27 protein-coding genes and 1 pseudogene are annotated in these 25,457 nt (G+C 66.2%); 8 read left to right on the top strand and 20 right to left on the bottom strand.

Annotated features, from left to right (window positions below; all coding sequences use genetic code 11):
• The first annotated feature begins 124 nt into the window (after positions 1-124).
• Entirely contained in the window at positions 125-3,163 is a 3,039-nt protein-coding gene (locus tag Mterra_RS01110) for a type 2 lanthipeptide synthetase LanM family protein (RefSeq protein WP_119313482.1), read from the top strand.
• A 518-nt stretch (positions 3,164-3,681) separates the two neighbouring features.
• Here the strand turns inward: Mterra_RS01110 and Mterra_RS01105 are convergent.
• Entirely contained in the window at positions 3,682-5,448 is a 1,767-nt protein-coding gene (locus Mterra_RS01105) for an ABC transporter ATP-binding protein (protein WP_147372486.1), read from the bottom strand.
• A 321-nt stretch (positions 5,449-5,769) separates the two neighbouring features.
• On the opposite strand from Mterra_RS01105, the gene Mterra_RS23605 reads away from it, so the two are divergent.
• Together Mterra_RS23605 and Mterra_RS01095 are read left to right on the top strand one after the other, a co-directional pair.
• Positions 5,770-5,964 (top strand): mersacidin/lichenicidin family type 2 lantibiotic, encoded by a 195-nt coding sequence (locus tag Mterra_RS23605; protein ID WP_420836686.1) that lies wholly within the window; start codon positions 5,770-5,772, stop codon positions 5,962-5,964.
• A 105-nt stretch (positions 5,965-6,069) separates the two neighbouring features.
• Complete coding sequence (locus tag Mterra_RS01095) at positions 6,070-7,764, top strand: S46 family peptidase (protein ID WP_119313479.1); 1,695 nt, start codon at positions 6,070-6,072, stop codon at positions 7,762-7,764.
• Between the two features lie 482 nt (positions 7,765-8,246).
• On the opposite strand, the gene Mterra_RS01090 is transcribed toward Mterra_RS01095, so the two are convergent.
• From Mterra_RS01090 to Mterra_RS01080, 3 genes are all read right to left on the bottom strand, one after another.
• Positions 8,247-9,020 (bottom strand): hypothetical protein, encoded by a 774-nt coding sequence (locus Mterra_RS01090; RefSeq protein ID WP_119313478.1) that lies wholly within the window; start codon positions 9,018-9,020, stop codon positions 8,247-8,249.
• Positions 9,013-9,429, bottom strand: coding sequence for a hypothetical protein (locus Mterra_RS01085; protein WP_147372485.1), 417 nt, complete (start codon positions 9,427-9,429; stop codon positions 9,013-9,015). Before Mterra_RS01085 ends, Mterra_RS01090 begins: the two co-directional genes overlap by 8 nt.
• Before the next feature lie 199 nt (positions 9,430-9,628).
• The gene (locus Mterra_RS01080) at positions 9,629-9,958 is read right to left on the bottom strand and encodes an SH3 domain-containing protein (protein WP_160442795.1); all 330 of its coding nucleotides are present in this window, start codon (positions 9,956-9,958) and stop codon (positions 9,629-9,631) included.
• Positions 9,959-10,032: 74 nt separating this feature from the next.
• Between Mterra_RS01080 and Mterra_RS23365 the strand changes: the two genes are divergently transcribed.
• Complete coding sequence (locus Mterra_RS23365; RefSeq protein WP_275053880.1) at positions 10,033-10,164, top strand: hypothetical protein; 132 nt, start codon at positions 10,033-10,035, stop codon at positions 10,162-10,164.
• Positions 10,165-10,315: 151 nt separating this feature from the next.
• On the opposite strand, the gene Mterra_RS01075 is transcribed toward Mterra_RS23365, so the two are convergent.
• The 10 genes from Mterra_RS01075 to Mterra_RS22085 form a co-directional block, all read right to left on the bottom strand.
• Positions 10,316-11,113 carry an ABC transporter permease gene (locus Mterra_RS01075; RefSeq protein WP_147371669.1) on the bottom strand — a complete coding sequence of 266 codons (798 nt, stop codon included), beginning with the start codon at positions 11,111-11,113 and terminating at the stop codon, positions 10,316-10,318.
• Complete coding sequence (locus Mterra_RS01070; protein WP_119313475.1) at positions 11,103-12,062, bottom strand: ABC transporter ATP-binding protein; 960 nt, start codon at positions 12,060-12,062, stop codon at positions 11,103-11,105. The genes Mterra_RS01075 and Mterra_RS01070 overlap by 11 nt, the downstream gene beginning before the upstream one ends.
• 2 nt (positions 12,063-12,064) lie before the next feature.
• Positions 12,065-12,856 (bottom strand): methyltransferase domain-containing protein, encoded by a 792-nt coding sequence (locus Mterra_RS01065; protein WP_119313474.1) that lies wholly within the window; start codon positions 12,854-12,856, stop codon positions 12,065-12,067.
• Positions 12,857-12,868: 12 nt separating this feature from the next.
• A complete protein-coding gene (locus Mterra_RS01060) occupies positions 12,869-13,603 on the bottom strand; it encodes an SDR family NAD(P)-dependent oxidoreductase (protein WP_170159507.1) in 735 nt (244 codons plus the stop codon).
• Positions 13,600-14,601, bottom strand: a complete 1,002-nt coding sequence (locus Mterra_RS22090) for a hypothetical protein (RefSeq protein WP_170159506.1) — start codon at positions 14,599-14,601, stop codon at positions 13,600-13,602. Before Mterra_RS22090 ends, Mterra_RS01060 begins: the two co-directional genes overlap by 4 nt.
• 3 nt (positions 14,602-14,604) lie before the next feature.
• A complete protein-coding gene (locus Mterra_RS01050) occupies positions 14,605-15,138 on the bottom strand; it encodes a hypothetical protein (RefSeq protein ID WP_147372484.1) in 534 nt (177 codons plus the stop codon).
• A 76-nt stretch (positions 15,139-15,214) separates the two neighbouring features.
• Complete coding sequence (locus Mterra_RS01045; protein ID WP_170159505.1) at positions 15,215-16,375, bottom strand: radical SAM/SPASM domain-containing protein; 1,161 nt, start codon at positions 16,373-16,375, stop codon at positions 15,215-15,217.
• Positions 16,376-16,387: 12 nt separating this feature from the next.
• Complete coding sequence (locus Mterra_RS01040; protein ID WP_119313472.1) at positions 16,388-16,678, bottom strand: PqqD family protein; 291 nt, start codon at positions 16,676-16,678, stop codon at positions 16,388-16,390.
• 26 nt (positions 16,679-16,704) lie between these two features.
• A complete protein-coding gene (locus Mterra_RS01035) occupies positions 16,705-17,040 on the bottom strand; it encodes a hypothetical protein (RefSeq protein WP_147372483.1) in 336 nt (111 codons plus the stop codon).
• A 106-nt stretch (positions 17,041-17,146) separates the two neighbouring features.
• The gene (locus tag Mterra_RS22085; RefSeq protein ID WP_170159504.1) at positions 17,147-17,305 is read right to left on the bottom strand and encodes a hypothetical protein; all 159 of its coding nucleotides are present in this window, start codon (positions 17,303-17,305) and stop codon (positions 17,147-17,149) included.
• Positions 17,306-17,642: 337 nt separating this feature from the next.
• Here Mterra_RS22085 and Mterra_RS01030 point away from each other — a divergent pair, with 337 nt between their 5' ends.
• From Mterra_RS01030 to Mterra_RS01015, 3 genes and pseudogenes are all read left to right on the top strand, one after another.
• Positions 17,643-19,526, top strand: a complete 1,884-nt coding sequence (locus Mterra_RS01030) for an AfsR/SARP family transcriptional regulator (protein ID WP_147372482.1) — start codon at positions 17,643-17,645, stop codon at positions 19,524-19,526.
• Between the two features lie 198 nt (positions 19,527-19,724).
• A pseudogene (locus Mterra_RS22970) lies at positions 19,725-20,210 on the top strand (transposase); the annotation flags it as partial.
• Positions 20,211-20,315: 105 nt separating this feature from the next.
• On the top strand, positions 20,316-20,765 hold the full coding sequence (locus Mterra_RS01015; protein WP_147372480.1) for a hypothetical protein: 450 nt from the start codon (positions 20,316-20,318) through the stop codon (positions 20,763-20,765).
• Positions 20,766-20,899: 134 nt separating this feature from the next.
• On the opposite strand, the gene Mterra_RS01010 is transcribed toward Mterra_RS01015, so the two are convergent.
• From Mterra_RS01010 to Mterra_RS22075, 6 genes are all read right to left on the bottom strand, one after another.
• Positions 20,900-21,574, bottom strand: coding sequence for an EAL domain-containing protein (locus tag Mterra_RS01010; RefSeq protein WP_119313467.1), 675 nt, complete (start codon positions 21,572-21,574; stop codon positions 20,900-20,902).
• A gap of 53 nt (positions 21,575-21,627) precedes the next feature.
• The gene (locus Mterra_RS01005; protein WP_119313466.1) at positions 21,628-22,548 is read right to left on the bottom strand and encodes a recombination directionality factor; all 921 of its coding nucleotides are present in this window, start codon (positions 22,546-22,548) and stop codon (positions 21,628-21,630) included.
• 99 nt (positions 22,549-22,647) lie between these two features.
• Positions 22,648-23,169: a hypothetical protein gene (locus Mterra_RS01000; protein ID WP_119313465.1), complete on the bottom strand. Its 522-nt coding sequence runs from the start codon at positions 23,167-23,169 to the stop codon at positions 22,648-22,650.
• Between the two features lie 19 nt (positions 23,170-23,188).
• Positions 23,189-23,419 carry a hypothetical protein gene (locus Mterra_RS22080; protein WP_170159501.1) on the bottom strand — a complete coding sequence of 77 codons (231 nt, stop codon included), beginning with the start codon at positions 23,417-23,419 and terminating at the stop codon, positions 23,189-23,191.
• A gap of 190 nt (positions 23,420-23,609) precedes the next feature.
• Positions 23,610-23,825 carry a hypothetical protein gene (locus Mterra_RS21695; RefSeq protein ID WP_147372479.1) on the bottom strand — a complete coding sequence of 72 codons (216 nt, stop codon included), beginning with the start codon at positions 23,823-23,825 and terminating at the stop codon, positions 23,610-23,612.
• Positions 23,822-23,998 carry a hypothetical protein gene (locus Mterra_RS22075; RefSeq protein WP_170159500.1) on the bottom strand — a complete coding sequence of 59 codons (177 nt, stop codon included), beginning with the start codon at positions 23,996-23,998 and terminating at the stop codon, positions 23,822-23,824. Before Mterra_RS22075 ends, Mterra_RS21695 begins: the two co-directional genes overlap by 4 nt.
• Before the next feature lie 43 nt (positions 23,999-24,041).
• On the opposite strand from Mterra_RS22075, the gene Mterra_RS22070 reads away from it, so the two are divergent.
• Positions 24,042-25,457 (top strand): S-layer homology domain-containing protein (locus Mterra_RS22070; protein ID WP_176582495.1); only part of this gene is annotated, 1,416 nt, incomplete at its 3' end.

Genomic DNA, 25,457 nt, shown 5'->3' with positions numbered 1-25,457 from the left:
GGTGGTTGGGGGTCGTGGCACTTCTCAGATGAGGAGGAACCTACTGCCGTTTCAAGCCCCGAATACATGGACCCAACCCCCAAGGTATGGATACGTTTTTTGAGAAAAGATTTATACTTGGCATATGTTTTACCAGGTTGATTTTCCTTGGCGTAAGGCGCTAAGGCTCCCTGAGCTGTACAGCCACTCTCACCTTTTCAGCCCGGACCCCCTAGCCATGCCAGATCCACGTATTGAAGAATGGAGAACCAGTTCTCCCTTAGCTCGATACCCTAGGCTGCTAGAGATTCGCTGGGCTAATGCAATTAACAGAGCAACAAAACGAAAGTCGTCCAAACAACTTGAGTGGTTATCGGATCTGGAAGCACTTAGCTTAGATGCGGTGCTTCCAGACACCGATGGTACAGTAGAAAGCCTCCTCAGGATTGCTGTCAATCCTTTCGTGTGGCTGGGACGTAGAAAGCTACATATTGACTTGAGAAATACGTATTTCGAGCCATACCTTGAAGATGTTCTGGCAATTTATAAAGGCAGGCTGAAGCAGATGGTGCTTCGTCCGCTTTTGTTGGAAATGAAGCTGTCTCGGTTAAGGGGTGACTTTCAGAGCACGTCACCAGAGGATACTCTGAGACAATTCACGCGCTTATTATGCACGCCAGACAGGTTGTGGGAATTCTATCGGTCCTACCCAGTGCTAGTGCGATCCCTGCTTGAGCATCACAGAAATCGATTAGCGTTTATATCCGAGTTTGTGGAGCGCTTTGAGCAAGATAGCGCTGATGTTCTCGAACTCCTCGGGCAACAGGAATTCGGATCACTGAGGGGCATCTCGGCTCATGGTGACTTGCATGCGGGCCAGCGCCAGGTGTTGCATCTCCATTTCGAACGGGGTTCGGTGATCTATAAGCCTCGCTCAATCCAAGCGGAGGCAGGTTTCTACCGAATTGCTGAATGGATGAATTCCCAAGGTTTCTCTGTTCCACTAAGGCCCCTTCGCTTAATCGACCGCCAAAGCTATGGCTGGGTAGAGTGGATAGACCACATCCCGTGCACTACTGAGGCTGATCACCACCGTTTCTACCGCCGCTATGGCGGCCTGCTGGCGTTGTTATACGTTTTGGGAACAACGGACCAGCACTTTGAAAACGTCATCGCCCACGGTGAGTTCCCGATGCTGGTGGACCTAGAAACGCTCATGTCACCGAGACGAGCTGCGGACATCGACGAGGTGACGTTTGAAAATACCGTCTTGCGTACAGGGATTCTACCAAACCGAGTACTCTCAAAAACCGACTTCAGAGGTGTAGATCTTTCCGCCATCGGTACCTTGCATGACCAGTTGATTCCCTATACGGCGGTCCATCTGCAGAACTCGGGACCAGACGTCGAGATTGTGCGGAAACCACAGCACATCCTGAAAGGGAAGAATCAGCCTTCGGAGGGAGTCGAGCCGGCAAAATACCTCAGGTATCTTACTGAGGGGTTCACCGAGGCGTACCGATTGATCAGCAAAGAGAGAGCCCAGTTCTTAAAACCGGGCGGCTTGCTAGATGGCTTGGCGCAGGTACCCATAAGGGTCCTTCTTAGATCCACCGCGACGTACCAACAGCTCGCAAACGATACCTTCCATCCGGACCACCTGCGGGATGCTTTAATGCTTGACTGTTTCCTTGACAACCTATGGATGCTGGTTCAGCTGAGGCCGGAAATGGCGGAGGTGGCCCCACTTGAGTACGATGACCTCGCTGCCAACGATATCCCACTGTTCTATACTTACCCGAACTCTCGCGACGTGTTGGCACTCCGAGGCGGAAGAATCGAAGGCTTTTTCCACGCTTCAGCGATGGATGTGACCCGGGGCAGGATTCAATCAATGGGGGAAACCGACCTCAGAAGGCAGCTGTATCTGCTCAAGGCATCCATGGCCCAGCTGGGTGCGAAGGAAGTAGGGTATTCGCCAACCGGGCCGGAAGTGGCGGATCCAATAGCGTTAGCGAGTGGCGTGGCTTCTCGAATCGCTGATCTGGCCTATCATTACCAGGGCGAAGCTACATGGGTTTCTACCGTGCTGGCACCAAGCCGGGGGTGGTTCATGGCCCCATGCTCCTGTGACCTCTATAGCGGAGCAGCGGGTATCACACTTTTCCTCGCGTATTTGTCTCGCTACCATCCAGTTCATCGAGAACTTGCCCAAGCTGCAGCACTCAGGCTAAGAACATGGTGGAGGAAGAATGGTTCCCGCCTGCGCCTGACCGGTGGTTTCAGTGGGTGGGGAGGGCTGATCTACACTTTCTCACATTTAGCCACCCTATGGAGCGATAAATCCTATCTAGACGAAGCCGAAGCTATGGTTCAGCCCCTTTTGGCATGCCTCGAGGAGGATGACTACTTCGATCTAGTAGCGGGCTCAGCCGGCGCGATCATGGGGCTTAGGACGCTGTTGCGGGTACGGTACTCGGATAGGGTTCTCGAGGCGATGGTCCGCTGTGGCGAGCATCTGGAACGCCATGCCGTCGCCCAAAGGGTGGGTGTCGGATGGCCTGAGCGAGGTACTGCGGTAGCGCTAGCAGGGCTTGCCCACGGCACATCCGGCATCGCCATGGCACTGTCCCAGTTGGGTGTGCTGGCGGGAGAACCGCGCTTCACTCACTTGGCTCAGCGAGCCCTGGAATACGAGCGCCACCTCTTCGTCCCCGAACGCGGCAACTGGCTCGACTTGCGTGGGTCGGCCGACGAGTCCCGGCTTGTTGACGGGAAGGGGCGTTCCTTCATGTCCGCATGGTGCCACGGATCAATAGGCATAGGCCTCAGTCGCTTACGGATGCCTATAGCTGACCCCATATTCAAGTCCGAAGTCAGAGCAGCCGTACAGGAGGCGACAGAGTTTGCCTATGTTCGGGATCACAGCCTGTGCCATGGCACATCCGGTGTAGTGGAGTTGCTATTAGAGGCAAGCAGGTCCGATGCTTCTTACCGGCGAGAGCTTCAACAATACGTTGAGGGTGTTAATAGAGGTCTGATTTCCGGACTCCGGTGTGGATTGCCGTTTCCGGCGGAGACGCTGGGACTGATGAATGGACTGGCGGGTATCGGTTACAGCGCGTTGCGTTTGGCATATCCGGAAGAAGTCCCCAGCTTACTCCTGCTAGACCCGCCTCTCTAGAAGCTGCTATGGGCTATGTTGAGTTTGAAGGGTGGGTCGGAGTGAGGCATTAGTAGGGTCCCAACATGGGCGACGTTGATGCCGAGCTGGGCGAGCGCACGCCCCACCACCCGGCGGCGGGGGATGACCGTGAGAGGGCGACGGTCGCGGCATCGGCGGCCCTCGCACCGCCCATTCCTCGCTCGAGGGACCGGTCGGGCAGCGGCTCTCCCTAGAGCCCGTAAGCGACCATATCGCCCAGAAGGGCTTTCGGACAGTCTCTGAAACGGCACGGGAGCGGCAAAGCTAATTGAAAGCTAATTGGTAGTAGATACCCTAGTTCGTTCGCTGGCACCAAGTATCACCCAGCCGATGGGCGAGACTAGGCTCGAGTCGTCGGGCTTGCTCGGGCGGTGCAGCAAGCCACTTGGCAACATGTTGGACTGGCCTATTCATCAGCTGGCTCAACCCTAGACCCTGGGCCGGGTTGTGCTCCCCAGTCCTTGCCATGCTGCTCCTACTCCCCCACCGCGCCGGTCTCATGAATCGATCTGCATTACACCCTCTAGCTTGTACTGCTCCGCCTGCATGCGGTAGAGCTTGGCATACTCGCCCATCTGGCGCATTAGTTCGGGGTGGCTGCCCTGTTCTATTAGGCGACCGCGCTGGAGCACAAGGATCTGATCCGCCATCTGGACCGAGGCTAGGCGGTGCGTAACCAGCACCACTGTTTTATCCTGCGCTAGGTGCGTGAACTGCTGGTACAACTCATACTCCGCCCGAGGGTCAAGGGCTGCGGTGGGTTCATCCAGGATCAAGAGCTTAGCGGGTCTAATATACGCGCGGGTGATGGCCAATTTCTGCCACTGGCCGCCGGATAGCTCCGTACCCCCAAACGGCTTGCCGAGCATGGCGTCCAGCCCCCGGGGAAGACGGTCGACAACATCGAGGAAACCACTCCGCCGCGCAGCTTCCAGAAGCTCTTCGTCGTTGCCAGCAAGCTCGAGGTTTCCAAGGGCGAGATTTTCCCGTACCGTCAGGTAGTACTTACCAAAATCCTGGAAAACTGCTGAGATAAACCCCCTCCACTGGTCAAGGGCCAATTCCCGCAAGTCGGTCCCATTTATCAGGATCTGCCCTTCCGTCGGGTCGTAGAAGCGGCACAGCAGCTTGATTAAGGTGCTCTTGCCGGCCCCATTCTCGCCGACAAGAGCGATCTTCGCGCCCGGTTCAATTACAAAGCTCACATCCTGGAGGGCCTCACGCCCGTCAGGATAGCGGAAGCTCACGTTCCGGAACTCTATCCGGCCGAAGTCAGCACCCCTCGGTCCAGACCTGACAGTTGGAGTTCGGCCCATGAAGCCCTTCAGGCTCTCGAAGAACTTGAGATGACCGCTTAGCAGGCTTACATGGGTCGTGAGCCCGCTCAGGCGCAGCTGCAGCTGGAACAGTGCCTGTACCAGGACCAGAAGGTCACCCGCCCCAAGGCGACCCGTCTGGCTTTCCCTAACTACCCATACGAACGCACTAACATTCCCTAGAAGGCTCAGCATGGCAGTCAGCACAGGCTGAATCGCTTGCCGCCGGCGGTCACGGTTCATCTGGCTGTGGAGCCTTTCGAACGTGTTGCGGTAGCGAGACATAAAGAACGCCCCGAGACCGAAGAGCCGAACCTCCTTAGCGGGAGCCTCGGAGAGCATCTGGGTGCGGAAGTAGTCCATAGCCCGGCTGTCGGCTTGGCTACCAACGAGGGTATTCCAGGACATCTCCTGCAGCTTCATGCTCCTAAGAACGTGGGGGTACGTGAAGCTAAGTAAGAGTAAGGGCAGCCACCACGCCAGCGTGCCGAGCAGCGAGAGGACACCTAACACCGAGACCAGATCTCGCGAGAAATAAAGGGAGGTGGTCACGGTGTTAAGCGGCCGATGAGTAGCTTGTCGACCCAATAGCTGTACCTCGTTGTAGAACGCGGGGTCTTCGAAAGGCGAAAGGTCCGGGAACTCATCGGCCTTGCGCATGAGCATCATGGCGACGTGAGCAGTGAGTTTTTCGTTTATGGCTCCTGCCAACAGGGAGGTCAACGGCTCGACCAGGATATTTATCCCGATGCTCAGGGCCCATAACGCCGTTAAGGTTAGAATCGACCCGCCAGTGCCTACCGACTCGATGGCTAACTTGCTGAGGTAGATGCTCAAGGGCAAGGTAACGCCTTGGAGCAGAATCAGCACGACCATGACAATAACGTGAACCGGCGCGGCCCTATAAGTGAGACCGATCGCGTATCGGAACAACCCGAGCTTTTTCAAAGTGTCCTCACTCCCTGGCCTAGGTAGCCAACACCATAAGCGCCCGCCCTCTCACGATCGGAACAAGTTCTGAATCGATGGCTGGGCTGGAGATAATACTAGCAGAGTGCCTATTCCCCCGTCTCCCCTGATATAGTTTTAATCCTGCTGCGCGAGTGAACGATCCTTAATCTACCAGACTTGCTTTCTCACCATTTTAGGTTTTCCGTTCCACAGAACTCTCTCGGTTTTAGATGAAACCTGGAACCATCTTGACAAACTGGCATTGCATAGCTACGATACGGACGCACCACTAAAGGAGGAGCTATTGTGACTCAGCAAATGTTGGAGGCTTTACACAACCCCAAGGTACGGGCGAAGCTAAGTCAAGAGGAGCTGGCCGCCATGCCCGCGAACCCTGCTGGTCAAGTGGAGTTCGTGGACTTTGAGATGGAAGATTTGCTGGGTGGCCTCTTCCCAGGGTCTTCATCCTTCTACCTGGGTGAGTGCTGCTTTACCCCAGGCGACGGCGACTAAGCCAGGGTGGGATGGCTAGACCCACGCGTTTTTGGCGACGTAAAGTGTAAGAAAGGCGTCGGCGCATCTGCACCAGGATGCGCCGACTAATTGGCTGTGTGCCATATGAGAACCATTACGCAGTCCCTTCGAGATCCGACAATCCCGAACAAAGTTGTCGAGAATTTGTGGCGTTCACTTGTCAGACTACCCGCGGGCACCGGGTTTTTTCTTGCAGAAAGTGGTCTTATATTGACGAACCATCACGTGGTTTGGAAATTACTCCGTGAGACAGCTGGGTTACCGCACGATCGTTTTGAGACCGGTTTCTCTGCCAAAAGCTGGAATGACGCGATACCCGTACCAAACTTATCTGCCGAAACCCTGGTTTTCGTTGAGAAAGCTGCCGGCGCAACTGACCTGTCGATCTGCGACAATCTGACTTACACTAGGTGGTTCGATGTACGACTGATCTATATCCCTGGAATCCATCTGGCGAAAGTGGGCTCTGCACCTAGGCAGCATTATCTGTTCGACTTCGCAATACTTTCTATCTTCGACGGGAACAAGCCTGTGACGCCTCCAAGTGATAGGAGTTTAAGGATTTCATTGAGGGATGTAAGAGAGGGCGAAACCCTCGTAACTGCGGGGTTCACCGAGTATACCAAAAGAAATATTCATCCTTTAGATCTGCAGCAGGAAATTTGTTGGCGGGTTCCTTTGCGTCAAACGAAGATATACCGTCGATTGAGCTTTCTCGAACAACAGAAACGTTTCGGCAGAAAATATGATCGATTGCGGGGTGAGCTGTCCGTACTACAAGCGCACAAATTTGTGCCGCTTCCCGACGGCTGTCCGGACTTCCTCGATGAGCCAATCGCAGATATCCTTGCTCAGGAGCGGCGCCTGCTCCCTGGCGAGTTGTATGCCAACCACGGGTATAGCTATTTGTTGAAGTACCTGCTTACAGCTGTGGCGCTCAGGCGCGCAGGGGGTGAACTTGTATGGAGACAGCTTACCGCAGCCACATCGCGTGAAAAAGCGCTCGAATGGCTTGCCACCTCGCAAGTCAGGAACCTGGACCAGGAGGTTGCAGATCTGCACTATTCCCTTGAGGAGACTATTAGAGAGTTGGGCCACTCGCACGGCTTCGTGCAAGCGTTGGTCCGTGGGCGGACCATCGACGAGGTGAAAAGGCTGATCTTGACCAGCAACCTTGCATTGCCAGCGGCACGCCTTGAGCTCGCCAGCGGATCCGTCCTTGATGAACTCGAGATCATGGGGATAGGAGCAGTAGATCAGATGATCGGAATCCTTGGTGAACTCAACCGGCTCCGGGAGCGAATCTGCCGCGAGAACGAGCGATACGTGCGGAGCATACCAAGCAGCATCCTCATGCCGGATGCCGATTTCTCCCCGCGGGTATCTGTGGGGAGGGTTAGCGGATGGACACGCGGGGATCGTCGCTTTCCTGCCATACTGCCGCTTAAGCATTTAATCCATGCCGGTATTCACCAACTGGCCGGGGCTAATCCAAGACTTACCCACTTGGAGAACATACCTACGTTCATTTTCCATGAGGCAGACGTGGGGGGCGGGGCTTCGGGTTCCCCGGTCGTGGACGACGCCGGTCAAGTGGTGGGGCTGATCATAGGTGGCAACCCGGAGTCGCTTGCTGGGCGATGGAGGAAGACTGAGGGGGCTCGAGCTGTTACCCTTTCGATACGATCGGTAATCGAAATGCTCAAGGCTACGGACGGCGATAGCCTCGTTTCACGGCTCCTGCCTTACAGCTTCTGTGACTGTAGAGCGCAGGCTTGACCGGCCGCCGCCTTGCCCGGCGCTAGGGAGGGCCTCCCCGGCCTGCTGCGCGACGCCGAAAAGGGGGACTAGCTTGTACACCCAGTTGCGGCTCAACCCTGCGAAGCAGCTGACCCGTGGGGGCTTGGGTCCTTGGGCGTACAGCCAGATCATCTGCCGGCGGGTCTTCTCCCTGGCGTCTTTGCAGCCCCGGTAGCAAGTAGACTTGTCTCGTACACCGTACACCTATGCACCTGGTCGCAAGAGCTTGCAGCCTGGGGCCTAGGAGAGGGGGCGGCGTAGTGCCCCTTTCGTGAGGGGTACGAGTAAGCGAGCTGCTTTGTCCCTTTTTGCCCCTCGAGGCACTACTCTCGTGGTCTGGGAGGGCACGGCAAGGCCTCGTTGCAGCCAGGCCAATTCCCCCATCAGCTTTGTCTCGCTTCCCGAGCCAGCACGCCTGGCCCACCTGGGACCTGGCCGAGCCTCCTCGAGAGGAAGCCGGATCAGAGCCTTGCCCATACCTTCCCCGCGATCTGCTTGAACATCTTCTCCGCAGGCTTGGTCGGCGTGAGGGAATCGATATACGCGAGTCGCGGCCTTGTGGCGACGAGGGCGCCGATGCTGTCGGTGCGTGCGGAGTTGGTGAGCAGGACGAGGTCGCCACGCCGGATCTCGGAGGCCAGGCCGACGAAGGCCCTTCCCAAGGGCAGCCCTAGTTTGTCGGCATAGAACTTGCACTCGCCGACCAGGTGGACGCGCCAGTACCTGGGCGCCCGCTTACGGATGCGAGCGGCCTGGGCCTCCCACATAGGCAACACCAGCAGGTCGGCCTCGTGCGCGACCCCCGAGTGCCCCATCACCTTGACCCCGGTGTGCACCTCGGCGAGCCAATGCCATGGAGGCCATAAAAAATGGGGGATCATCCTGACGTAGGTCGACAGGTCAAGGGGTGCCCCTCTTGCCAGAGGTTTCCAGAGAGGCGGCAGCGGCGTGACGACCCCGAAAGTACAGCCCGGACCTGCATGGAGGTCTCCGGGTGAGGCCCGGAAGCGGGCCTCGAGCCCTGAGCCCCCTCTCGGGTGTAGGTTTACCAGACCGACGGACAGCCCCTGCTCCTCAGCCGCCTTGAGCAGCAGCGTGAACACGTAGACCTCGTACATGTCGTTGTCGCGCAGGACACCGCCGGAGGCGCTGGAGAAGCCGGAGACGGTATGCCCGAGGGCGGCCAGATTGCGGGTGATCGCGCCCTCCAGGCGCTTGAGGCTGGGCTTAGCCACGGCCCCTCCAGATTTCAGCCCGCAGCTCCTCGAGCGCCTCCCGGAGTTCGGCCAGCGGTCCTCCCTGCCCGTCGACCATCCTATGGTCTACCCGGTATACCTCGCGCTCAGCGTCCGGCCCCTCCCCCGAGCCTTCCACGAAGGCCACAGAGACGATCTCGGACCCTGCGAGGGAGGAGAGCCCCTCGAACGCCGCGGCGCTCACCGAGTAGGCCTCGGCGAACACCCGCTCCACGCCGTCGAGGAGGGCCTCGAGGCGGCGAGCTGCCCGGTCTTCCGGGCTTTGCTCAGGGTTATCGGTTTCCAGGGCGAGAGCGGCCTCCACCTGGTCGGCGATCCACCCCAGCCCGAACCCTGCCAGCATCCGGCGCAGGTCGTCGTAGAATTCCGCGAACTCACTAGGCTCCATACTAGGCTCCATGGTGTCGATCGTCGCTTGCAGCTATGCCCCGACTCCAGCCGCCGCCGGGCTCGCGTGACGGCTTATCCCCATACCTACTCCCGGATAGTGGTTCTTCATACCTGCTCCCGAGTATCGATTAAGGCTTCCTCCAACCAACCCTTGTGCGGGGAATTTCCGGCCCGCTCCTCCCCCTCTCCGCATGCCGTCAGCACGCCCGGCGCAGGTGATCCTTGTTGACCCAGCCCTCCTTGGGGTAGGCCGTTCGGGCATGGAAGTAGCGTACCCGCACCCAGCGGCCCTCCTCGTGCAGCACCTCCACCAAGTCCCCGGGATAGAGCCGCGCAACCACCGCACCCGTGGGCGATGCTTCCGCGCGCAGCGGGGCCTCGCGCACGGCCTTGGCGCAGACCCCCTGGCAGGGGGCGTCCAAGCGAGCCACCAGCGCTTTTCCGGCCTCGTGGACGTGGCGCAGCTCTTCGGAGATCTCGCGTAGGACCTCGCCCTGCTCCTGTTCCTGCGCCAGCAGCTGCGCCATAGCCTGGTCGTTGCTACGACCGGCGTAAATATCGTGCATAAGGGTCAACAGGGTGAGGCTTCGACCCAAACCTCGTGGGAGACGCTGGCGCTCCCCACCGCGCCGGGCTGGCCCACCAGGAGCGGGAGCTGCGTGAGGCCTTCGGCGCGGGCTTCACCTACGTCGAGGAGGGCACGGGACCGAGGGTACCCGGCCCGGCCGGGTAGGCGACGGCGGGGCACCGCCCGGCCCGGTGGGGCTGAGCTGGTGAGGATCCTCCCAGTCCGCCGGTAAGGCCCCCCGACCGAGAAAGGCGCGAACACGCCCGGCGGGCGGGGCAGCACCCGAGGGCCAGGGGTTGGCCCCTTCCCCGCCGCCTCAACGTCGCGCGCGCCAGTCCAGCCGCAGCGGGATCAGCACCAGCGACACCGCGCAGAACGCTGCCAGGACCAAGACCGGTGCGTACAGCGCGGGGCCCGTGTGGCCCGAGATGGCGGCGTGCAGGGCGGTGGCCGCGTGGGTGGTGGGCCAGAGGTGGGCGACCACCCGGAGGGGGTCGGGCAGGGCCGCGGGGGGGTAGTAGACCGGGGCGAAGAAGACGATGACGGTCTGGAGGATCTGGGTCAGCAGGCTGGCGACTTGGGCCGAGGGGCTCCAGAAGCCGATCACCGCCCCGAAGCCGGACATCGCGTAGGCCGAGAGCAGCAGGATCGGCACCGCCACCGGCGGCAGGCTCACGCCGAAGAACGCGGCCGCCAGCAGCGCGGTCACCGCCGCCGCGGGCAGGGCCAGCAGCGTGCCGCGGGTGGTCACGGCGGCCACGAAGGCGGCCTTGGAGATCGGCAGCGCCGCGTAGTAGTCGAAGGCGCTCACCTCCTTGAGGAAGCCCAGGTGCTGGCCCAGCGACAGCATCCCCCCGAAGCTCAGCCCCATCACCAGGCTTCCCACCACCAGGTAGCTCACGTCGGCCTGGGCCTGCCGCCCGACCAGGAGCCACAGGAACACGAAGTAGGAGACCGAGACGAAGGAGGACTGGACGAAGTACCAGAACCAGGTCTCGCGCAGCACGAACAGCTCCGCCCGCAACAGCCAGGCGAAGTCGCGCAGGGCTTTGAGGGGCCCGCTGGCGTGGGCAGGGGCCTCGAGGCGGAAGGTGGGGGAAGGATCAGCCTGCATGGGGCACTCCTGGGCCGGCGGCACCGGAGGTGAGCCGGAGGTAAACGTCGTCCATGCTGGGGGTGACCAGGCGGAAGTCGTCGAGGGCCTCCAGGCCGACCAGGGCGACGACCCGGCCCAGCAGCCGGTCGGCCTCCTCGGGGGTGGCGGTGAGTTCCCAGAACCCCGGCTTGGGGCTGCGGCTGCCGGGCAGCCCGCGTAGCCGGGGCTCAACGGAGGCGAGGAAGGGCTCCCTGATGCGGATCTCCAGGCGGACCAGGTTAGCCACCGCCCGCTTGAGTTCCCCGGGGGTGCCCAGCGCGACCAGCCGCCCGCGGTCGATGAACGCGGCCCGCTCGACGTAGCGCTCGGCCTCGGCCAGGTTGTGGCTGGTGAGGACCACGGTCACCCCGTGCTGGGCCCGCAGCTCGTCGAGGAACTGCCACAGGCGGCTGCGGTTGGCCGGGTCCAGCTCATTGGTCGGTTCGTCGAGCACCACCCCCCGCGGGTCGCCCATGAACGTCGCCAACAGGGTCGGGAGGCGGGCCTGCCCCCCGCTGAGCTGCGCGAGCCTCCGGCCGGCGATGGCGCCGAGCTCGAAGCGGTCGATCAGCGCGTGGGCCTGGCGCCTGGCCCGCGCGGCGGGCAGCCCGCGGAGGACCCCCGCATAGACCAACACCTCGGCCACCGTGTAGTTGCGCAGGATGGGGGCCCGCTGGCCGAAAAAGCCTACGTACCGCGGCACCACCGCCGGGTGGCGCACCACGTCCTGCCCCAGCAATTCGATGCGCCCCGAACTGGGCCGTAGCAGCGCGGTGATCTGGCGCACGAAGGTGGTCTTCCCGGCGCCGTTGGGCCCGAAGACCCCCAGGATCTCCCCCTGGCGGATGTCGAGGGAGATCGCGTCGTTGGCCAGCACCCCCCGCGCCTCGTAGCGTTTGGTGAGCTCGCGGATGACGTAGAGGTTCACAGCTACCCTCCTGCTCCAGGACCGGCTGGGGCCTTGGTGAAGCTAATGATATAGAACACGCTGGCGAACCACTGCACCTCGAGGCCAGTGACGCCGGCCGGGAGCCGCGTGAGTGGCGGGTCGCAGCCGAAGGAGGGGTTGGCCGTGATCAGGGCCCGAGCCCAGGGCAGGCCCCGCAGGTGGCGGGGAATGCTGTCGTCGCTGATGACCACCCGGCCCCCGGGCTTGACCACCCGCGCCATCTCGGCGATGCCCCGCCCTGGGTCGCCGAACTCGTTGACGAAGCCGAAGTGCACGACCGCGTCGAAGGCCCCGTCGGGGTAGGGCAGGTGCTCGGCGTTGGCCACCGCCAGCCTGACAGCGTGTCCTCGGGCCAGCGGGTGCTGCGCGCATAGCGTGACCATCCCCGGCGAGAGGTCGACCCCCTCTACCGAGATCCCCTCCGCCGCGCCCAGGAGGTGTGGCAGGTTGCTCCCTGTCCCCACGCCCACCTCCAGCACGCGGTTGTAGGGCTTGAGCCGGAGCTGCTGTACTAGGGTCCGCCGGAACACCGGCTCGCTGCCCTCGAGCAGCCGGGCGATGGCTTCGTCGTACTGTCCTGATAATTCGTCGAAGTGCTGGCGGTGACGGACCGTCTCCCCGGCGAGTTGCTTGGGGAAGGTCAGGTCGGGGATCTCCACCCCCGGTAAGTACGGGAACCGCTCCCCGCAGCACGCGCAGCGCAGGCTCAGTTCCTCCGCGTCGAGATCGCCCCGGCAGGCGGGGCACACCAAACCGACAGACGTCGCAACCATGACATAGCCTCCTCAGTCCGTGCAGAGGGACTCTCCCGCGTCGATGACCAGGTTCGTGCCGGTGATCGAACACCCGCCCGGGCCACACAGGTACAGCACGCCCTGAGCTACCTCCTCCGCAGAGGTCAACCGCGCGAGCGGCAGGCGGGCAGAGATGGCCAAGCTCTCAGCCCGGGTCAGGGGGTAACCCCGGGCATTGGTGAGCAGCCGGGTGCTGGCCACCGAACCCGGGCTGACACAGTTGACCCGGATCCGGTGGCGCCCGAGCTGTCGGGCCAAACCCTTGGCTAAGCCGACTAGGCCTGCCTTGGCCGCGCCGTAGACTGGGGCAGCACTCGACCCCACCTCGGCCGAGATCGAGGCAACGAAGACGACGGAACCCCCGCCGCTCGCCTTCAGGTGCGGCACTGCTGCGTGTACGCAGGCCACGGCCCCCGCAAGGTTGACGGCGACGACCTCATAGAGCTCCTCCAGGGGGGCGGCCTCGAGCGGGCAGGTAGGCCCCAGCACCCCCGCGCAGTACACCAGTGTCTCCAGGGACCCAAGCTCCCGGCACGCTGACTCCACCGCTGCCTGGCAGGCCGCGGGGTCGCGCAGGTCGACCGCGGTGATCCCCGCGAGCGACTCGAGGGCGGCCGGGAGGGGCTGCTTGTCGAGGACGTGCACCCGGTATGCCGCGCTCGCCAGCGCCCGCACGACGGCGGCTCCGATGCTGCCGCTGCCCCCGGTGACGATTGCTCCCTTCATACGGCCTCCCCGGCATGGCCGAGCAACCGTTGCGGGCTGGGCTCGAGCCATAGCCATAGCCCCCAACCCTTCGGGACGCCCCCCCTGCCTATGGGGAGGATGCCCACCCCTTGAGCCGCCGCATAGGCCGCAGTGAGCAGCCCCCGGAAGAAGGCCAGCCGCAGCACCTCACCCTCCGCGCCCGGATCGGGCGGCAGCGCATCACGGCATGCCCGGTAGAGCGCCTGGGCCCAGCCCAGCACCCTGGCTTCCAGGGATTCACACTCCGGCGGGTCGAAGACCGGCAACGCGGGCTTCAGCCGCCTGGCGCCGGGAGCCCTGAGCAGACCCAGGTAGCGCAGCTTCCCGGCCACACCCGGCGGGATCTCCCCGGCCGGCGCCTCTCCCGCCCGCGCGACCGCGGCCAGCACGTCAAGCTCGTGGGGCTCGAGGTTGAGGGGCAGCCCGGGAACCCTGAGCCGGTCCTCGGCCCAGAACTCACCCAGTACGGCGGCTGTACCCCACCGGAGGCGCACCCCGCACTGCGTGGCGGGTAACGGGAGCCCTGCATAGCCCACCACACGCCATTCCGCCCCGGCCCGGGGGTGGCTGGCCGCCGCGGCGGCGCGAGCGAAGCCGAGGTCCATCAGCCACCCGCCGACCACGAGGTGCTGGACCCGGTCCCACGCCCAGCCCTGCTCCGTGCAGGCGGGGGTGCGTCGGTAGCCTGTCTCCAGATCCGCCGCCGCCTCGCCAAGCACCTCGAGGTAGCCTGTGAGGACCGACTGCACTCGGTCGGCGATGTCCCGGGAGGCCCCGGGGTCCACCAGGCCCAGGCGGGCGGTGGGCCGGGCCACCCCCCCTGCTTGGGCCAGCTCTACCAACCCCCACTCCTGGGCCTGCTCGAGCACCCCCGCCTCGCCCCGGAGGTAGAGCGCTCCGCGATCGCAGCCGACTGACAGCTTCGGCAGCACCTGCAGTACCGGGTAGGGACATGTGCCGAACACCACGTATCGCACGGCTTAACCCCCTTGCGCCAAGCCAGCGAGGTGAGCTTGGCAGGCCGCCGGATGGGCGAACAGGTGGAATTCGCGCGCTCCGAAGACCATCGTCCAGATCTGGTCCACCGGCGCGGCCAGCTTCAGCCGGGCGCTGAAGGCCGCAGGGCCGCCGAGCTCCTCCGGTACCATCCGTACAGGGTCGATGATCAGGGCGGGACTGCCCGGCAGCACCGCCACCGCCCAGGCGTGGGCGGTCAGCAGGCCCTTGGCCGAGCTCACCGCCACCAGCGCCTGGCCCAGGAGTCCCCCTCCGCTGACCAAGACGCAGCTCTGCCGCAGCCCGCAGGCCAGCAGGGCCGACACCAAAAGGGCAGACAGGGTGATGCAGTTACCCTCCCCCATGCCCCAGGCCTTTTCGAAGGGCTCCCAGCCCTGGGTGCCCACCCAGCGGATGGCCCGTAGCCGTCTCAGGAGCAGGTCGAGGGTGCGGGACGGATCACGGACGGGCTCAGGCTCGGTCCCGGCCCCCGCTTCCTCCACCAGCCGACGGACCACCGGGTGCTGAGGGTCGACAAAGGCGAGCCACTGTCGTACGGCACCGTAACGGTCGGGGTCGAGCCGCATAACCCTCTCAGGCCGCGCCCGCCCGGCTGCGGAGGCGCTGGTGGTACGAGTTGCGGTAGACATCGGGGAACATCCCCGCCTTCTCCAGCGCGGCGCACAGCGGGTGCGGGCCGATGAAACTCCCGAACTCGGAGTAGGCGTAGGCCCGGCAGCTCCCCTTGCAGCTGTGCCGGAAGACGCAGTCAGCGCAAACCCCGGTAAGGGTGGCGTTCTCGTAGTCCTTACGCAGCGGCTCGATGCTGTTCTTCACTACTTCGGCGATGGAGTCCTGGCGCAGGTGCCCAAGCACTAGCCCCCCGTCCGCGCCGGTGAGTGCGCAGACCGAGAGGGTGCCGTCGGGGAGGATGCCCAGTAACGGGAAGCTGCACGAGACCAGGAATTTGACGCGATTGTCGCGCATGAGGTACTGCAGATAGCGCGAAGGGATGGCCGCCGGGGGGACCTTGATGAGCACCCCGCCCTTGTAGTCGCGCATTCCGCCGAGGATGAGCTGGAACACCTGCTCGTACTCGACCGGTGTGAGCGCGAGGTCGTCCTTCGACTCGCTCCCCCGGCCGACAGGGTTGACGATGGGGAAGGCCAGGATGTTGTCCTGGGGGTGGAAGTCCAGGTTGTTGGCCAGCCGGAAGAGATCGGGGATGCTCCGGAAGTTCTGGCGGTTGACCACGCACTGCACCCCGAAGGGGATATTCGCCGCGCGCAGGCGGTACAGGGCCTTGACCGTCGGGTCGAAGCTGCCCCGGCCGCGTATCCACTCGTGGGCCTCCCGGGTCCCACCGTCCAGGCTGACGCTGATCCAGACAAAGACCCCCCGATCCAGCGCGTCGCGAAAGAGGCGCACGTGTTCGTCCCGGATGAGCATGGCGTTGGTCTCCACGCTCAACGCGAGGCCGTGCTCGAGGATGTGCCCGATGATGGTGAGCGCATCCTTGCGGAGCAGGGGCTCGCCGCCGGTGAGGATCACCAGGCTGGCGTCGATTTCCTTCAGCTGGGCCACGGTGGCCAGGATCTCCTCCGTAGTGAGGTCGGCGGAGGTGTCGGCATGGGGCGAGGAGCTGACCCAGCAGTGCTTGCAGGTGAGGTTGCAGCGGTTGCTCAAGTACCAGTACACCAGCGGGCGGAAGCGGTCCGACCCCTGCTGCACCCGCTCGGCGACTACGGTCTCCACGGGCACCTCCGCCTAGGCCTGCAGCAGCTGGGCTGCCAGACAGCCCGCGACGAAGTCCTGCACGTCGCGGCGTACCAGGTCCGGGTCGGCCTGGGCGAACTCTTCACAGACCGCCACGATGATCTGTTCGAGCGAACGGTTCCCGTCGGACAGCTCGAGCACCCGGCGGCCCACGTCGTTGATGACGAAGACCTTGCCCGTGACCGGGTTGAGCACCGTAATCGCCCCTGACTCATCCTCGTTGATCACAGCGTGTTCGATGAGCGTTGGCCGCTGCCTGAGTAAGTCGAGCGTGTGTTCCATACATGCCACCTGCTTTGACCTGCGGTTCAGAAGAATCCCCCCTCGAGGTACCTCATGGGGATAGTCTTGGTATAAACCGTCGTCGGGAAGAGCGTCTCGAGGATCCCTCCGCGGATCTCGACCTGGTGCGGCACGTTGGGGGGAATCGTGTAAGCCTTTCCCGGCTCCAAGCGCTGTTTGCAAACCTGCCCCTTCGCGTCCGTGTACGCGACCCAGATCTCGCCCGAGACCGGGTAGAGCAGGTCGATGTTTCCGTGAGCGTGGGCTCTCCCTGCGGGTATCTGGAACACCTTCCCTTCGGCCACCCGGTAAACCTTGCGGCCGAAGCCCGACAGGAAGCTGGCAAAGAGCTCCACCGTCACGCCCTCGTCTTGTTGGATCTCGGGACTACGCACGTTCAGCATCGAGCAACCTAGCCAGAACCCCAGGTTGGCCCACTGGGCCAACCTGGGCTAAACACTGGGGCAATTAACCGCCGCCGGGGGTGTAGCCCGAGCCCGAGCAGCTACCGCCGCCGGTGCTGCACGACCCCGCCACCGTCACGAACTGCTCGAGGTCGAGCAGAACCGGAGGCTCGTACTTCGGCACCAGCTTGGGCGCCTCATAGGTCTTGGCCGGTTTCTCCATCACGATCACCTCCTCTCCAGCCTCAAGCGGGGCTGTAGGTGCCCCACCCAGACTCCACACCAGGCGGGGTAACCGCCCCCCACGGGCCGCGCAGACCGCCGCCGCCCACCGTGCTAGGGTCGGCCCAGGCCATGCCCAGGCCGATGGCCACAGCCGCCAGAAGAGCCACAATCCGACTGGAAAGACTCATCGCAAGCCTCCGCGTTCATCGGGTTCGTCGCAGGGGAGATCGTCGAAGTGAAAAATAGAAACTGTACGTATTGTGAATGTTTTGAGATTTGGGGATAATCGTATTATGTTCCCGCCAGGACAGCGATCGATAAGTTTGCACGAGCTGGTGTTAACCGAGCGGTACCCGGACGGTCTGGAGCATTACCAGGGACTGGCGCAACCCAGCCCGCAGGACGACCGGATGGCGGGGGCCTGCTTATGCAACCTGCGGAGGCTGCAGGAGGCCAAGGAACTCCTGCTGCGGGCCCAGGCCCGGGGGTGTTGCGCAGCCGGCATCGAGTTGGCCACGGTGTACCGCTTCCTCGGGCAGCCCAAGCTGGCGGCCGCGGTGCTGGAGCAGGTGCCGCAGGCCGAGCTCGACGCCTTCGACCGGGCCCTGTGGCTGCGCGAACGGGGGGCGGTACACTTCGCCGATGGCGAACTGGGCCAGGCCGCGGAGGCCCTGGAGCTGGCCTGGGGAGTGGCCCACCGCTCCTCCGACACCGGCGCGCTCCTGGCGTCCATAGGTCACCTTCTCGGCCTGGTCTGCGGGGCCCTCGGCCTGGATGCCCGGGCCGCGCACTACCTCGGCGAGGCCCTGCGGCGCGCGCACCCGGGCCGGGCTGGGCACATCCGCCTGACCTGGGCCCTCCACCTCAGCTACCTCGGGCGGTTCGAGCAGGCGGAGCAGGAGCTGCGCCTGGCACGCCCGGAGTTGGAGGCGCGGCCTGGGAGCGCTCCGGTCCTCGAGTACGTCGCCGGGGTGTGCCACCGGGCGCAGGGCCGGTGGGGCCCCGCGCTGTTTGCCTTCCATGAAGCAGCGCGGCTGGCCCGGCAGGCCGAGGAAGCCGAGACCGAGTTCTACGCCTTGCTCGGGGCCTGCACAGCCCAGTTGGGCTTGCGGGACTACGCCGGGGCCCAGGCCAGCCTCGCCCGGGCGCAGCCCCTCGCCGCCAACGCCAAGATGCGGGCTTCCTACCTCCTCAGGAGCGGCGCGCTGAAAGTGCAGATGGACGCCCCGGACGGCCCTGAAGACCTGCAGCGGGCGCTACAGGCCTTCGAAGCGCTGGGCCTCCAGCGCGAGGCGGGGTGGGCCTGGCTCCACTTGGCCGAGGCGCACCTGCGGGCTGGCGAAGAGGCCCGGGCCCTCGAGGCGCTGGCCAAGGCCACGGACGTGCGCCACTCGCTCGGTTCGGGCTCCCCCTTGGTGCTCGAGCTGCGCCTGCTCCCGAGAGCCGCCCTCCTCGTCGGCAGCCGAGCGGATGACCCCTACCTGAAGAGCCTGTGTGCCGACGCCGCCGGGGCGGGGCTAGAGGCGCCCACCCAGGTCGAGCTGCGGACCCTCGGCCACGCCGAGCTGCGGGTGAACGGCGCCCCGGCCCGGCCCAAGTACCGGCACGCGCTCGAGGTGCTCTGCTTCCTCCTGGACCGGCCCGGGGCTCGCCTGGGTGAGATCCTCGCCTCGCTCTTCCCGGACACGCCGCACGCCCGGGCGCGCAACTACTTCCACCAGGTGCGCTACGACCTCGAGAAGGCCGTCCCGGGGCTGCGTATCCCGCACGACGCGGGGAGGTACTGGGTTGAGTGGCGCGGTGCCGTGCTCAGTTGGGACTACGCCGAGCTCAGGCGGGCGATCGCGACCAAGGACGCGCGCCGGTTCGCCCACGCCCTGGCGCGGTACGGCGGCCCCTTCCTCCCCGCCGCCGAGTCGGAGTGGGCGCAGGGTCTGCGCGCGGAGTGCGAGCTCGCCGTGTCCGCCTTCGGCCGTCAGCTCATCGCGGAGCTGCACCGCGCCGGCCGCGACGCCGAGTGCCTCGAGGTCGCCAATCGCCTCGCCCAGCTGGACCCCTTCGACGAGCTCGTCAACGAGATGCGGGTACGCAGCTGCCATGCGGTGGGCGGCCGTGGCCAGGCGGCGAGGCTCATCGGGGGGATCTGTCGGCTCTACCAGCAGGAGGTCGGGGAGGTGCCGCAGGGCCTGGCGAGCCTCCGGAGGGAGCTGCAGGGCTAGGCCGGAGGGCGTCGCAGGCTTTGCCGACCAGCCCGTACGCCCGGTCGCGGCTGAACTCTGAACTCCTTGGAGCGGCCGACCTGCGGGGGCTCGGGCCCCTGGGTTCCTGGCGTACCGCCACACCAGATCACCCGCCAGCGGGTCTTCCCCCTGGCGTCCTCGCAGCCCCTGGACGCGGCCCAGCACCAGCGGAAGTACGACCTGCGGCAGATGCTACGGGTGATGGGGGGCAGGAACGGGCAGCCGAGTGCGGCGGTCTACGACGGTCGTATGTTGCAGTTGGGTCCCGAGAGCGGGGAAAGGGCTGGGCATGATGGGGCTAAGAAACGCAAAGGGAGCAAGGTGCACATGGCCGTAGATACGCTGGGGCATCTACTGGCGCTGGTGGTCACCCCCGCCGACGAGCAGGAAAGAGCGCAAGTCGCCGAGTTGTCCAAAGCCGTCCAAGAGGTCACGGGCGAACACGTTGAAGTCGCCTTTGTGGATCAGGGCTACACCGGCCCGCAAGCCGAGTAGGCCGCCGCCGGGGAAGGCATCGGGCTGTGCGTGGTCAAGCCCCAGGAGGCTAAGAAAGGCTTCGTCCTGCTGCCTAAACGCCGGGTGGTCGAGCGCAGCTTCGCCTGGACGGCCCGCTTTCGCCGCCTTACACGGGATTACGAGCGCCTGGCCGACGCCCTCAAGGGCTTCCTAGCAGCCTCTAGCGCCGCGCCAGCCACAGCCCGAGGGAGCGGGCGGAGCAACCCCCGCCCGCTCGGCGATGGTAGGATTTACACCGATAGGAGGTAACCGATGGGAATGGACTACCAGTACCACCTCATCCACGCGCAGGCGATCCCCGAGCGCCGCGGCACGCTCGACCTGCTGATCGAGGCCGCCCGCGAGGGCACGCTAGGGGAGGACCTGCTGCTGCTGGCGGCCCCCGAGGCGGGCGATACCGCGTTCTTGCCGGACGAGCCGCTGGGGGTGCTGGGGGTAGGGAAGGACGGGGCGCGGACGATCCCCTCTCGGGACGGCGTACCGCCGTACACCGGGGTGAGCTTCCTCGAGGACGCCCTGGGGCGCAACCTTAACCCCGGGGCCTTCGCCCGCTTCCTCAGCCACTTCCTCCGGCCCGGCGCGGTGCTGCGCTACGAGTGCGACGAGGGGCCCGGCGGCTTCTTGCTCCAGGGGCCGGGGCGGGTCGAGGTGCTCGTCCCGGCGCTGTGCACGCAGGAGAGGGGGTGGGTGGCGTGGCTATGAGCTTCGTTCGCCTCGACCCCGACCCCCGGCGCCACGCCGGCGCTCCCCCAGGCTGAGGGTGGATCCCCGCTGAGGCACAGCACGGCGTAGCGCCGGGGGCGGGAGTCTACCCGCCCCCGGCGTGTTGGACGACCTCATGGCGCCGTGCCCGGAGCCTCAGGGCTCGCGCCGAAGAGGAAGCCCTGGCCCAGCCGCACGCCCAGCTCGCGCACGAAGGCGGCCTGCTCGGGGCGCTCGATCCCCTCGGCCACCAGCGGCAGGCCCAGCTCCTCCATCATCCGCACCAGGCCCCGCAGCACCGCCGCCACCCGGTGCTGCGCCGCCGCGGGCGGCCTCAGGAAGCCCCGGGGCAGCTTGACCCCGTCGAGGGGCAGCCAGGCCAGGCGCTCGAGGCTGGAGTGGCCGCTGCCGAAGTCGTCGAGGTAGACCCGCACGCCCAGCTCGCGCAGCCCGGCCAACGTCCTCTCGAGGGGCCGCCCGCCGGGCGCCAGGGCCTCCTCGGTGACCTCGACCACCAGCGCCCCCTCGCCGGCCCCGGCCGCCCGCAGCAGCGCCCGCAGGTCGGCCCGCAGCCTGGGGTGGCCGAGCTGGGCGGGGGAGAGGTTGACCGACACCGCCCGGCCCCGCCGCGCGCCCTCGGCCAGCGCCCCTTCCAGCACGGCCAGGGTCAGGCGGTGCAACTCGCCGCGCTCGCGGTACCTCGCCAGCGCCTGGGCGGGGGCGTGGGCGCCCAGGCGCAGCAGGGCCTCGAGGAAGTACGGCTCCTGCAGGGGGAGGGGGGCGGGGAAGAGGTCTTCGGTCTCGCGCATGGGATATGGGATCGCAAGAAGAGGGGGGGCTAAGCCCCCCCGTGCGGCACGGTCTATGCCGCCTTTCCCTGGTTCTGCAGCCAGGCCTCCAGCCGCTCCAGCTTCTCGGCGGCCTCCGCCTCGCTCATGTTGCCCACCGCCGCCACCATCTCGCGGTAGCGCTGGACGTGCTCAGCGGGGATGAGCCCCTCCTCGAGCGCCGCGTGCAGCCGCTCGGCCAGCGCCGCGCGCGCCTGCAGGTCCTCCCCCACGCGCACCTCGGGGGTGGCGATGAGTTCCCCCCGCTCGCTGAGCACCGCGTAGCCGCGCACCCGCTCGACGGGGGCGGTGCGGGGGTAGCGGGGGGCGCCCTGCAGCACCGCGGCGGTCTCGGGGGCGTCAGCCACCAGGATGCGGCTGGTGGGGAAGCCGTCCTTGCCCTTGGCCTGCTCGACCTTGAGCACGAAGGGCACCCCCTTCAGGCTGCCGCCCGCCGCCGCCTCCAGCGCCCGCAGGTAGGAGTCCACCCGCGCGAGGGCCGAAAGGCCCTTGACCGCGATCTGGTAGACCCCTGCCCCCGGCACCCCCACCACCTGGAAGGCCAGGATCCCCACCGGCTTGCACAGCGGGGGCTGCTCCTTGCCGTTCTTGAGGGTGGGCTGGGCGAAGGGGCAGCCCCGCTGGGCGCAGTCGCGCTCCTTGAGGCTGCCGTCGGGCCCGACCTCGCGGCCCACCAGCCCGTCGCCCTTGCACTGCAGGCCCGAAGCGCCGTAGCGCTTGTAGTAGGGGTCCCAGACCTCGGGGCCGAGGTCGAGGGGCAGGTACACCGTGACCGCCTTGGGCTTGGGGCCGTACACCGCCTCCACCGCCTCCGCGCCGCCCACGATGCGGAAGTGGTCCAGCGCCCGGGGGAAGCCCCGCTCGGTGCGCTCCCCGATCTTGAATTGGCCCGTGCGGGCCAGCCTGTTGCGTTCTGACAGTCCGACGATCGGCATCTCGACACCTCCTATCAATAGATAGTATACCTCACTCTCGGCGGGGCGGCCACACTGCCCGGTCGCCCCGACCCCGTACGAAGCGCTCCGGGACCGGCCCTAGGCCCTGGCGGGGCGGTGGGCCAGCTGCACGGCGACCAGGAAGGCGTCGAAGGCCTGGTAGACGGTCTCGGGGCTCTTCCAGCGCCGCTGGGCGCGCAGCAGCACCCGCTCGGCCATGTGGATCTCGGCGGTGGTCATCTTGCTCAGGGCCTTGCGGCTCTTGGCCAGCTGCTCGGCGGCGACGCGGCCCTCCAGGCCCTGCAGGTAGGCCTCCAGGGGCTTGCGGAAGCGGCGGGAGGCGAAGCGGCGGTGGCTGCGGCCGCCGAGGTAGCGCCTGGCCTCCCGCAGCGCCACCTCCAGCGCCTCCCGGAAGGGCAGGCCCATCCCCACGGCCTCCAGGGCCACCGCCACCCCGAAGCGGCGGCGGGGCTTGAGCAGCTCGAGGGCCAGCAGCAGGGTGCGGGCGCTCTCGTAGTCGCGCGCGGCGAGCGCCAGCAGGATGGCCTCCTCGAGGCGGGCGCGTGAGTCGCCCGCCCATAGGCCCTGCTGCGAGAGCGTGTACAGCAGATCGGTGGTCACGGCGTGCATTCTATTTCTCCTACTTCTCCCATCTCTGGCCCTGGGGATCCCAGCTTCCCCCGGCTTCGCCCCGGACCACCGGCCCCAGGAAGGCCCAGACCGTCTCGACGGCCTCCTCGAGCCCCAGCTCCTCCTGGGTGATGCGGCTTAAGAAGGCCCGCCAGGCCTGGCGCTTCCCGGCGTCGCCGGTGAAGGCGGGGACGATCCCCTTCGGGACGCCGCCGCCTCCGGCGGCGGGAGGCCGATACACCGAGTCGCGGCCTCGAGCCGGTGGCCCCGGGCGATCGCCCACAGGTCGTAGAAGTCCTTCACGTGGCGGGATTGGCCCAGCCGGTAGAGCAGGCGCTCGAGCGCGAACCGCACCGCTACCCGCCCGAAGTCTTCCCCCTGCCGCCTCGCCAGGTCGAGGAGCCGGGCCCTTACCGAGGCCGTCAGGTCCCTCACGCCGCCACCGCCTCGAGGTAGGGCCGGATCACCCGTTCCCCGCGGGGGCGGCCCAGGGCGATGAGCGCGTGCTCGCGCTGCAGGCGGGGCCACTCCCCGGCCAGCCGGGCCGCCCGCGGGCCCAGCTCCCCCGCCAGCGCCCTCGATCCCCTCCTGCAGGGCCCAGCGGGCCCGCGCGGGGGAGGGGGGCTTGGGCGGGGGGGCGACCTCAAGGCGGCGCGCGCGGTAGGCGCGGCCGTGGCGCGGGTGTTTGAAGGCCCGGAACTCCCCGCGCAGCCAGGTCCACCTCCAGCACGCGGAAGCCCTCGCCGCAGTAGAGCTCGCGCTCCACCCGGGCGTGGCGCAGGGCAGCGGGGGGCTCGGCGGAGGACGCTCGCTTTCTCATGCTCTGATGATATGCCTTTCTTGAATAGGAGATAATGGCGCGCATGAGAAGAGCCGCGAGGTGGATCCGCACGCTGGCGCTGGGCCCGATGGCCGCGCTGGCGCTGGCACAAAGCTCCCAGGCCCCCCACGCCCCCCTGCCCTTCAGCGACGTGCCGGCCGGCCACTGGGCCGCCGAGGCCGTGCGCCGCCTGAGCGAGCGGGGCCTGCTGCTCGGCGACGACCGGGGGCGCTTCGCGGGCGAGCACACCCTCACGCGCTACGAGGCGGCGCTGCTGATCTACCGGCTGCTGCAGCAGCTCGAGGCCAGCGCCCTCACCCGCGAGGACCTCGAGGCGCTGCTCATGGCGGTGCAGGAGCTGCAGGCCGAGCTCGCGGGGCTGGGGCTGCGGCTGGGGAACGCCTACAGCCGCGAGGAGGCCCAGGCCCTGCTGGAGCGGCTGGCGGCGCTGGAGGCGCGCCAGGCCCTCGACCCCGCGGCGCTGGAGGAGCTGCGCGCGCTGGCCGAGGGGGCCGGCCTCACCGCCAGCCAGGCGCTGCTGCAGTCCAACCTGGCCCTCGAGCGCCTGGCGGCGCTGGAGGGGCGGCTGGCCGGGCTGGAGCAGGCCGCCCAGGACGCGCGGGCGCTGGAGGCCGAGCGCTTCGCGGCGCTGCGCCGGGAGGTCGAGGACCTCAAGGCCGAGCTGGCCGGGCTGAGAGGGGGCCTCGAGGCCGAAAGGGCGTCGGCGCCGGAGGACCGCGGGCTGCAGGTGCTGGAACTCGAGGCCCGCCTCAAGGAGCAGCACGAGCGCCTGGCGGCGCTGGAGGCCCGCCTGGAGGCCGAGCGCAAGGAGCGCCAGGCCCAGGGGGCGCTGGCCGAGGCCCGGCTGGCGGCGCTGGCGGAGCAGGCCGCTCCCCGCTTCTCGCTGCAGTTCGCGCTGGCCTGGCGCCAGGGCTACGGCTTCGCGCTGGGCCAGGAGGGGCCCGAGAGCGCCGCCGAGCGGGCGCTGGGCCAGCTGCGGCTGTCGACCGAGCGGGACGGGGATTGGATGGCGCTGGCGCTGTACTCCTGGGGCTCCGCCCAGCCGGGGGGCTACACCGCCGCCGGCCTGGAGCTCGCCCGCGGCGGCTTAGAGTTCTTCGGGCTGTGGACCGGGTCCGGGGAGTACGCCTACGCGCTGGGCTGGGGGCTGGGCGGCGCCGGTACACCCGGCGGACGATCCCCTTCGGGACCGGCTGACGCCGGTACACCGAGCGGACGACCCCCCTCGGGATGGGACGAAGCCCGCACGCCGGGCGGCGCGGACGACCGCCTGCGGCTGTGGGGCCAGGTCGCCAGCGTGCGAGTCCCCGACACCCTGGCCGCGCCCCGGGTCGAGGCGGGGGTGGAGGGGGGCCTCAAGCTCTTCGGGCTGGCCTGGAGCCGCCTGGAGCTGGCCGCGCGGCTCCAGGCCAGCCCGAAGAGCTTGAGGCCCCCCTCC

This window comes from Calidithermus terrae (assembly GCF_003574345.1).
GTDB classification, from domain to species: Bacteria; Deinococcota; Deinococci; order Deinococcales; family Thermaceae; genus Calidithermus; species Calidithermus chliarophilus.
The sequence above is the reverse complement of the archived record's forward strand: the minus strand, read 5'-3'. Positions and strand labels throughout refer to the sequence as shown.

What these genes read in the sequence shown, in the direction of transcription:
- Mterra_RS01060 (WP_170159507.1), bottom strand. Translation starts at nt 13,603, where the DNA reads ATGAAGGGAGCAATCGTCACCGGGGGCAGCGGCAGCATCGGAGCCGCC.
- Mterra_RS01110 (WP_119313482.1), top strand. Translation starts at nt 125, where the DNA reads ATGTTTTACCAGGTTGATTTTCCTTGGCGTAAGGCGCTAAGGCTCCCT.
- Mterra_RS01075 (WP_147371669.1), bottom strand. Translation starts at nt 11,113, where the DNA reads ATGCAGGCTGATCCTTCCCCCACCTTCCGCCTCGAGGCCCCTGCCCAC.
- Mterra_RS01085 (WP_147372485.1), bottom strand. Translation starts at nt 9,429, where the DNA reads ATGGAGCCTAGTGAGTTCGCGGAATTCTACGACGACCTGCGCCGGATG.
- Mterra_RS01010 (WP_119313467.1), bottom strand. Translation starts at nt 21,574, where the DNA reads ATGCGCGAGACCGAAGACCTCTTCCCCGCCCCCCTCCCCCTGCAGGAG.
- Mterra_RS01065 (WP_119313474.1), bottom strand. Translation starts at nt 12,856, where the DNA reads ATGGTTGCGACGTCTGTCGGTTTGGTGTGCCCCGCCTGCCGGGGCGAT.
- Mterra_RS01015 (WP_147372480.1), top strand. Translation starts at nt 20,316, where the DNA reads ATGGGAATGGACTACCAGTACCACCTCATCCACGCGCAGGCGATCCCC.
- Mterra_RS01095 (WP_119313479.1), top strand. Translation starts at nt 6,070, where the DNA reads ATGAGAACCATTACGCAGTCCCTTCGAGATCCGACAATCCCGAACAAA.
- Mterra_RS01080 (WP_160442795.1), bottom strand. Translation starts at nt 9,958, where the DNA reads ATGGCGCAGCTGCTGGCGCAGGAACAGGAGCAGGGCGAGGTCCTACGC.
- Mterra_RS01005 (WP_119313466.1), bottom strand. Translation starts at nt 22,548, where the DNA reads ATGCCGATCGTCGGACTGTCAGAACGCAACAGGCTGGCCCGCACGGGC.
- Mterra_RS22085 (WP_170159504.1), bottom strand. Translation starts at nt 17,305, where the DNA reads ATGGAGAAACCGGCCAAGACCTATGAGGCGCCCAAGCTGGTGCCGAAG.
- Mterra_RS22075 (WP_170159500.1), bottom strand. Translation starts at nt 23,998, where the DNA reads ATGAGAAAGCGAGCGTCCTCCGCCGAGCCCCCCGCTGCCCTGCGCCAC.
- Mterra_RS23605 (WP_420836686.1), top strand. Translation starts at nt 5,770, where the DNA reads ATGTTGGAGGCTTTACACAACCCCAAGGTACGGGCGAAGCTAAGTCAA.
- Mterra_RS01040 (WP_119313472.1), bottom strand. Translation starts at nt 16,678, where the DNA reads ATGGAACACACGCTCGACTTACTCAGGCAGCGGCCAACGCTCATCGAA.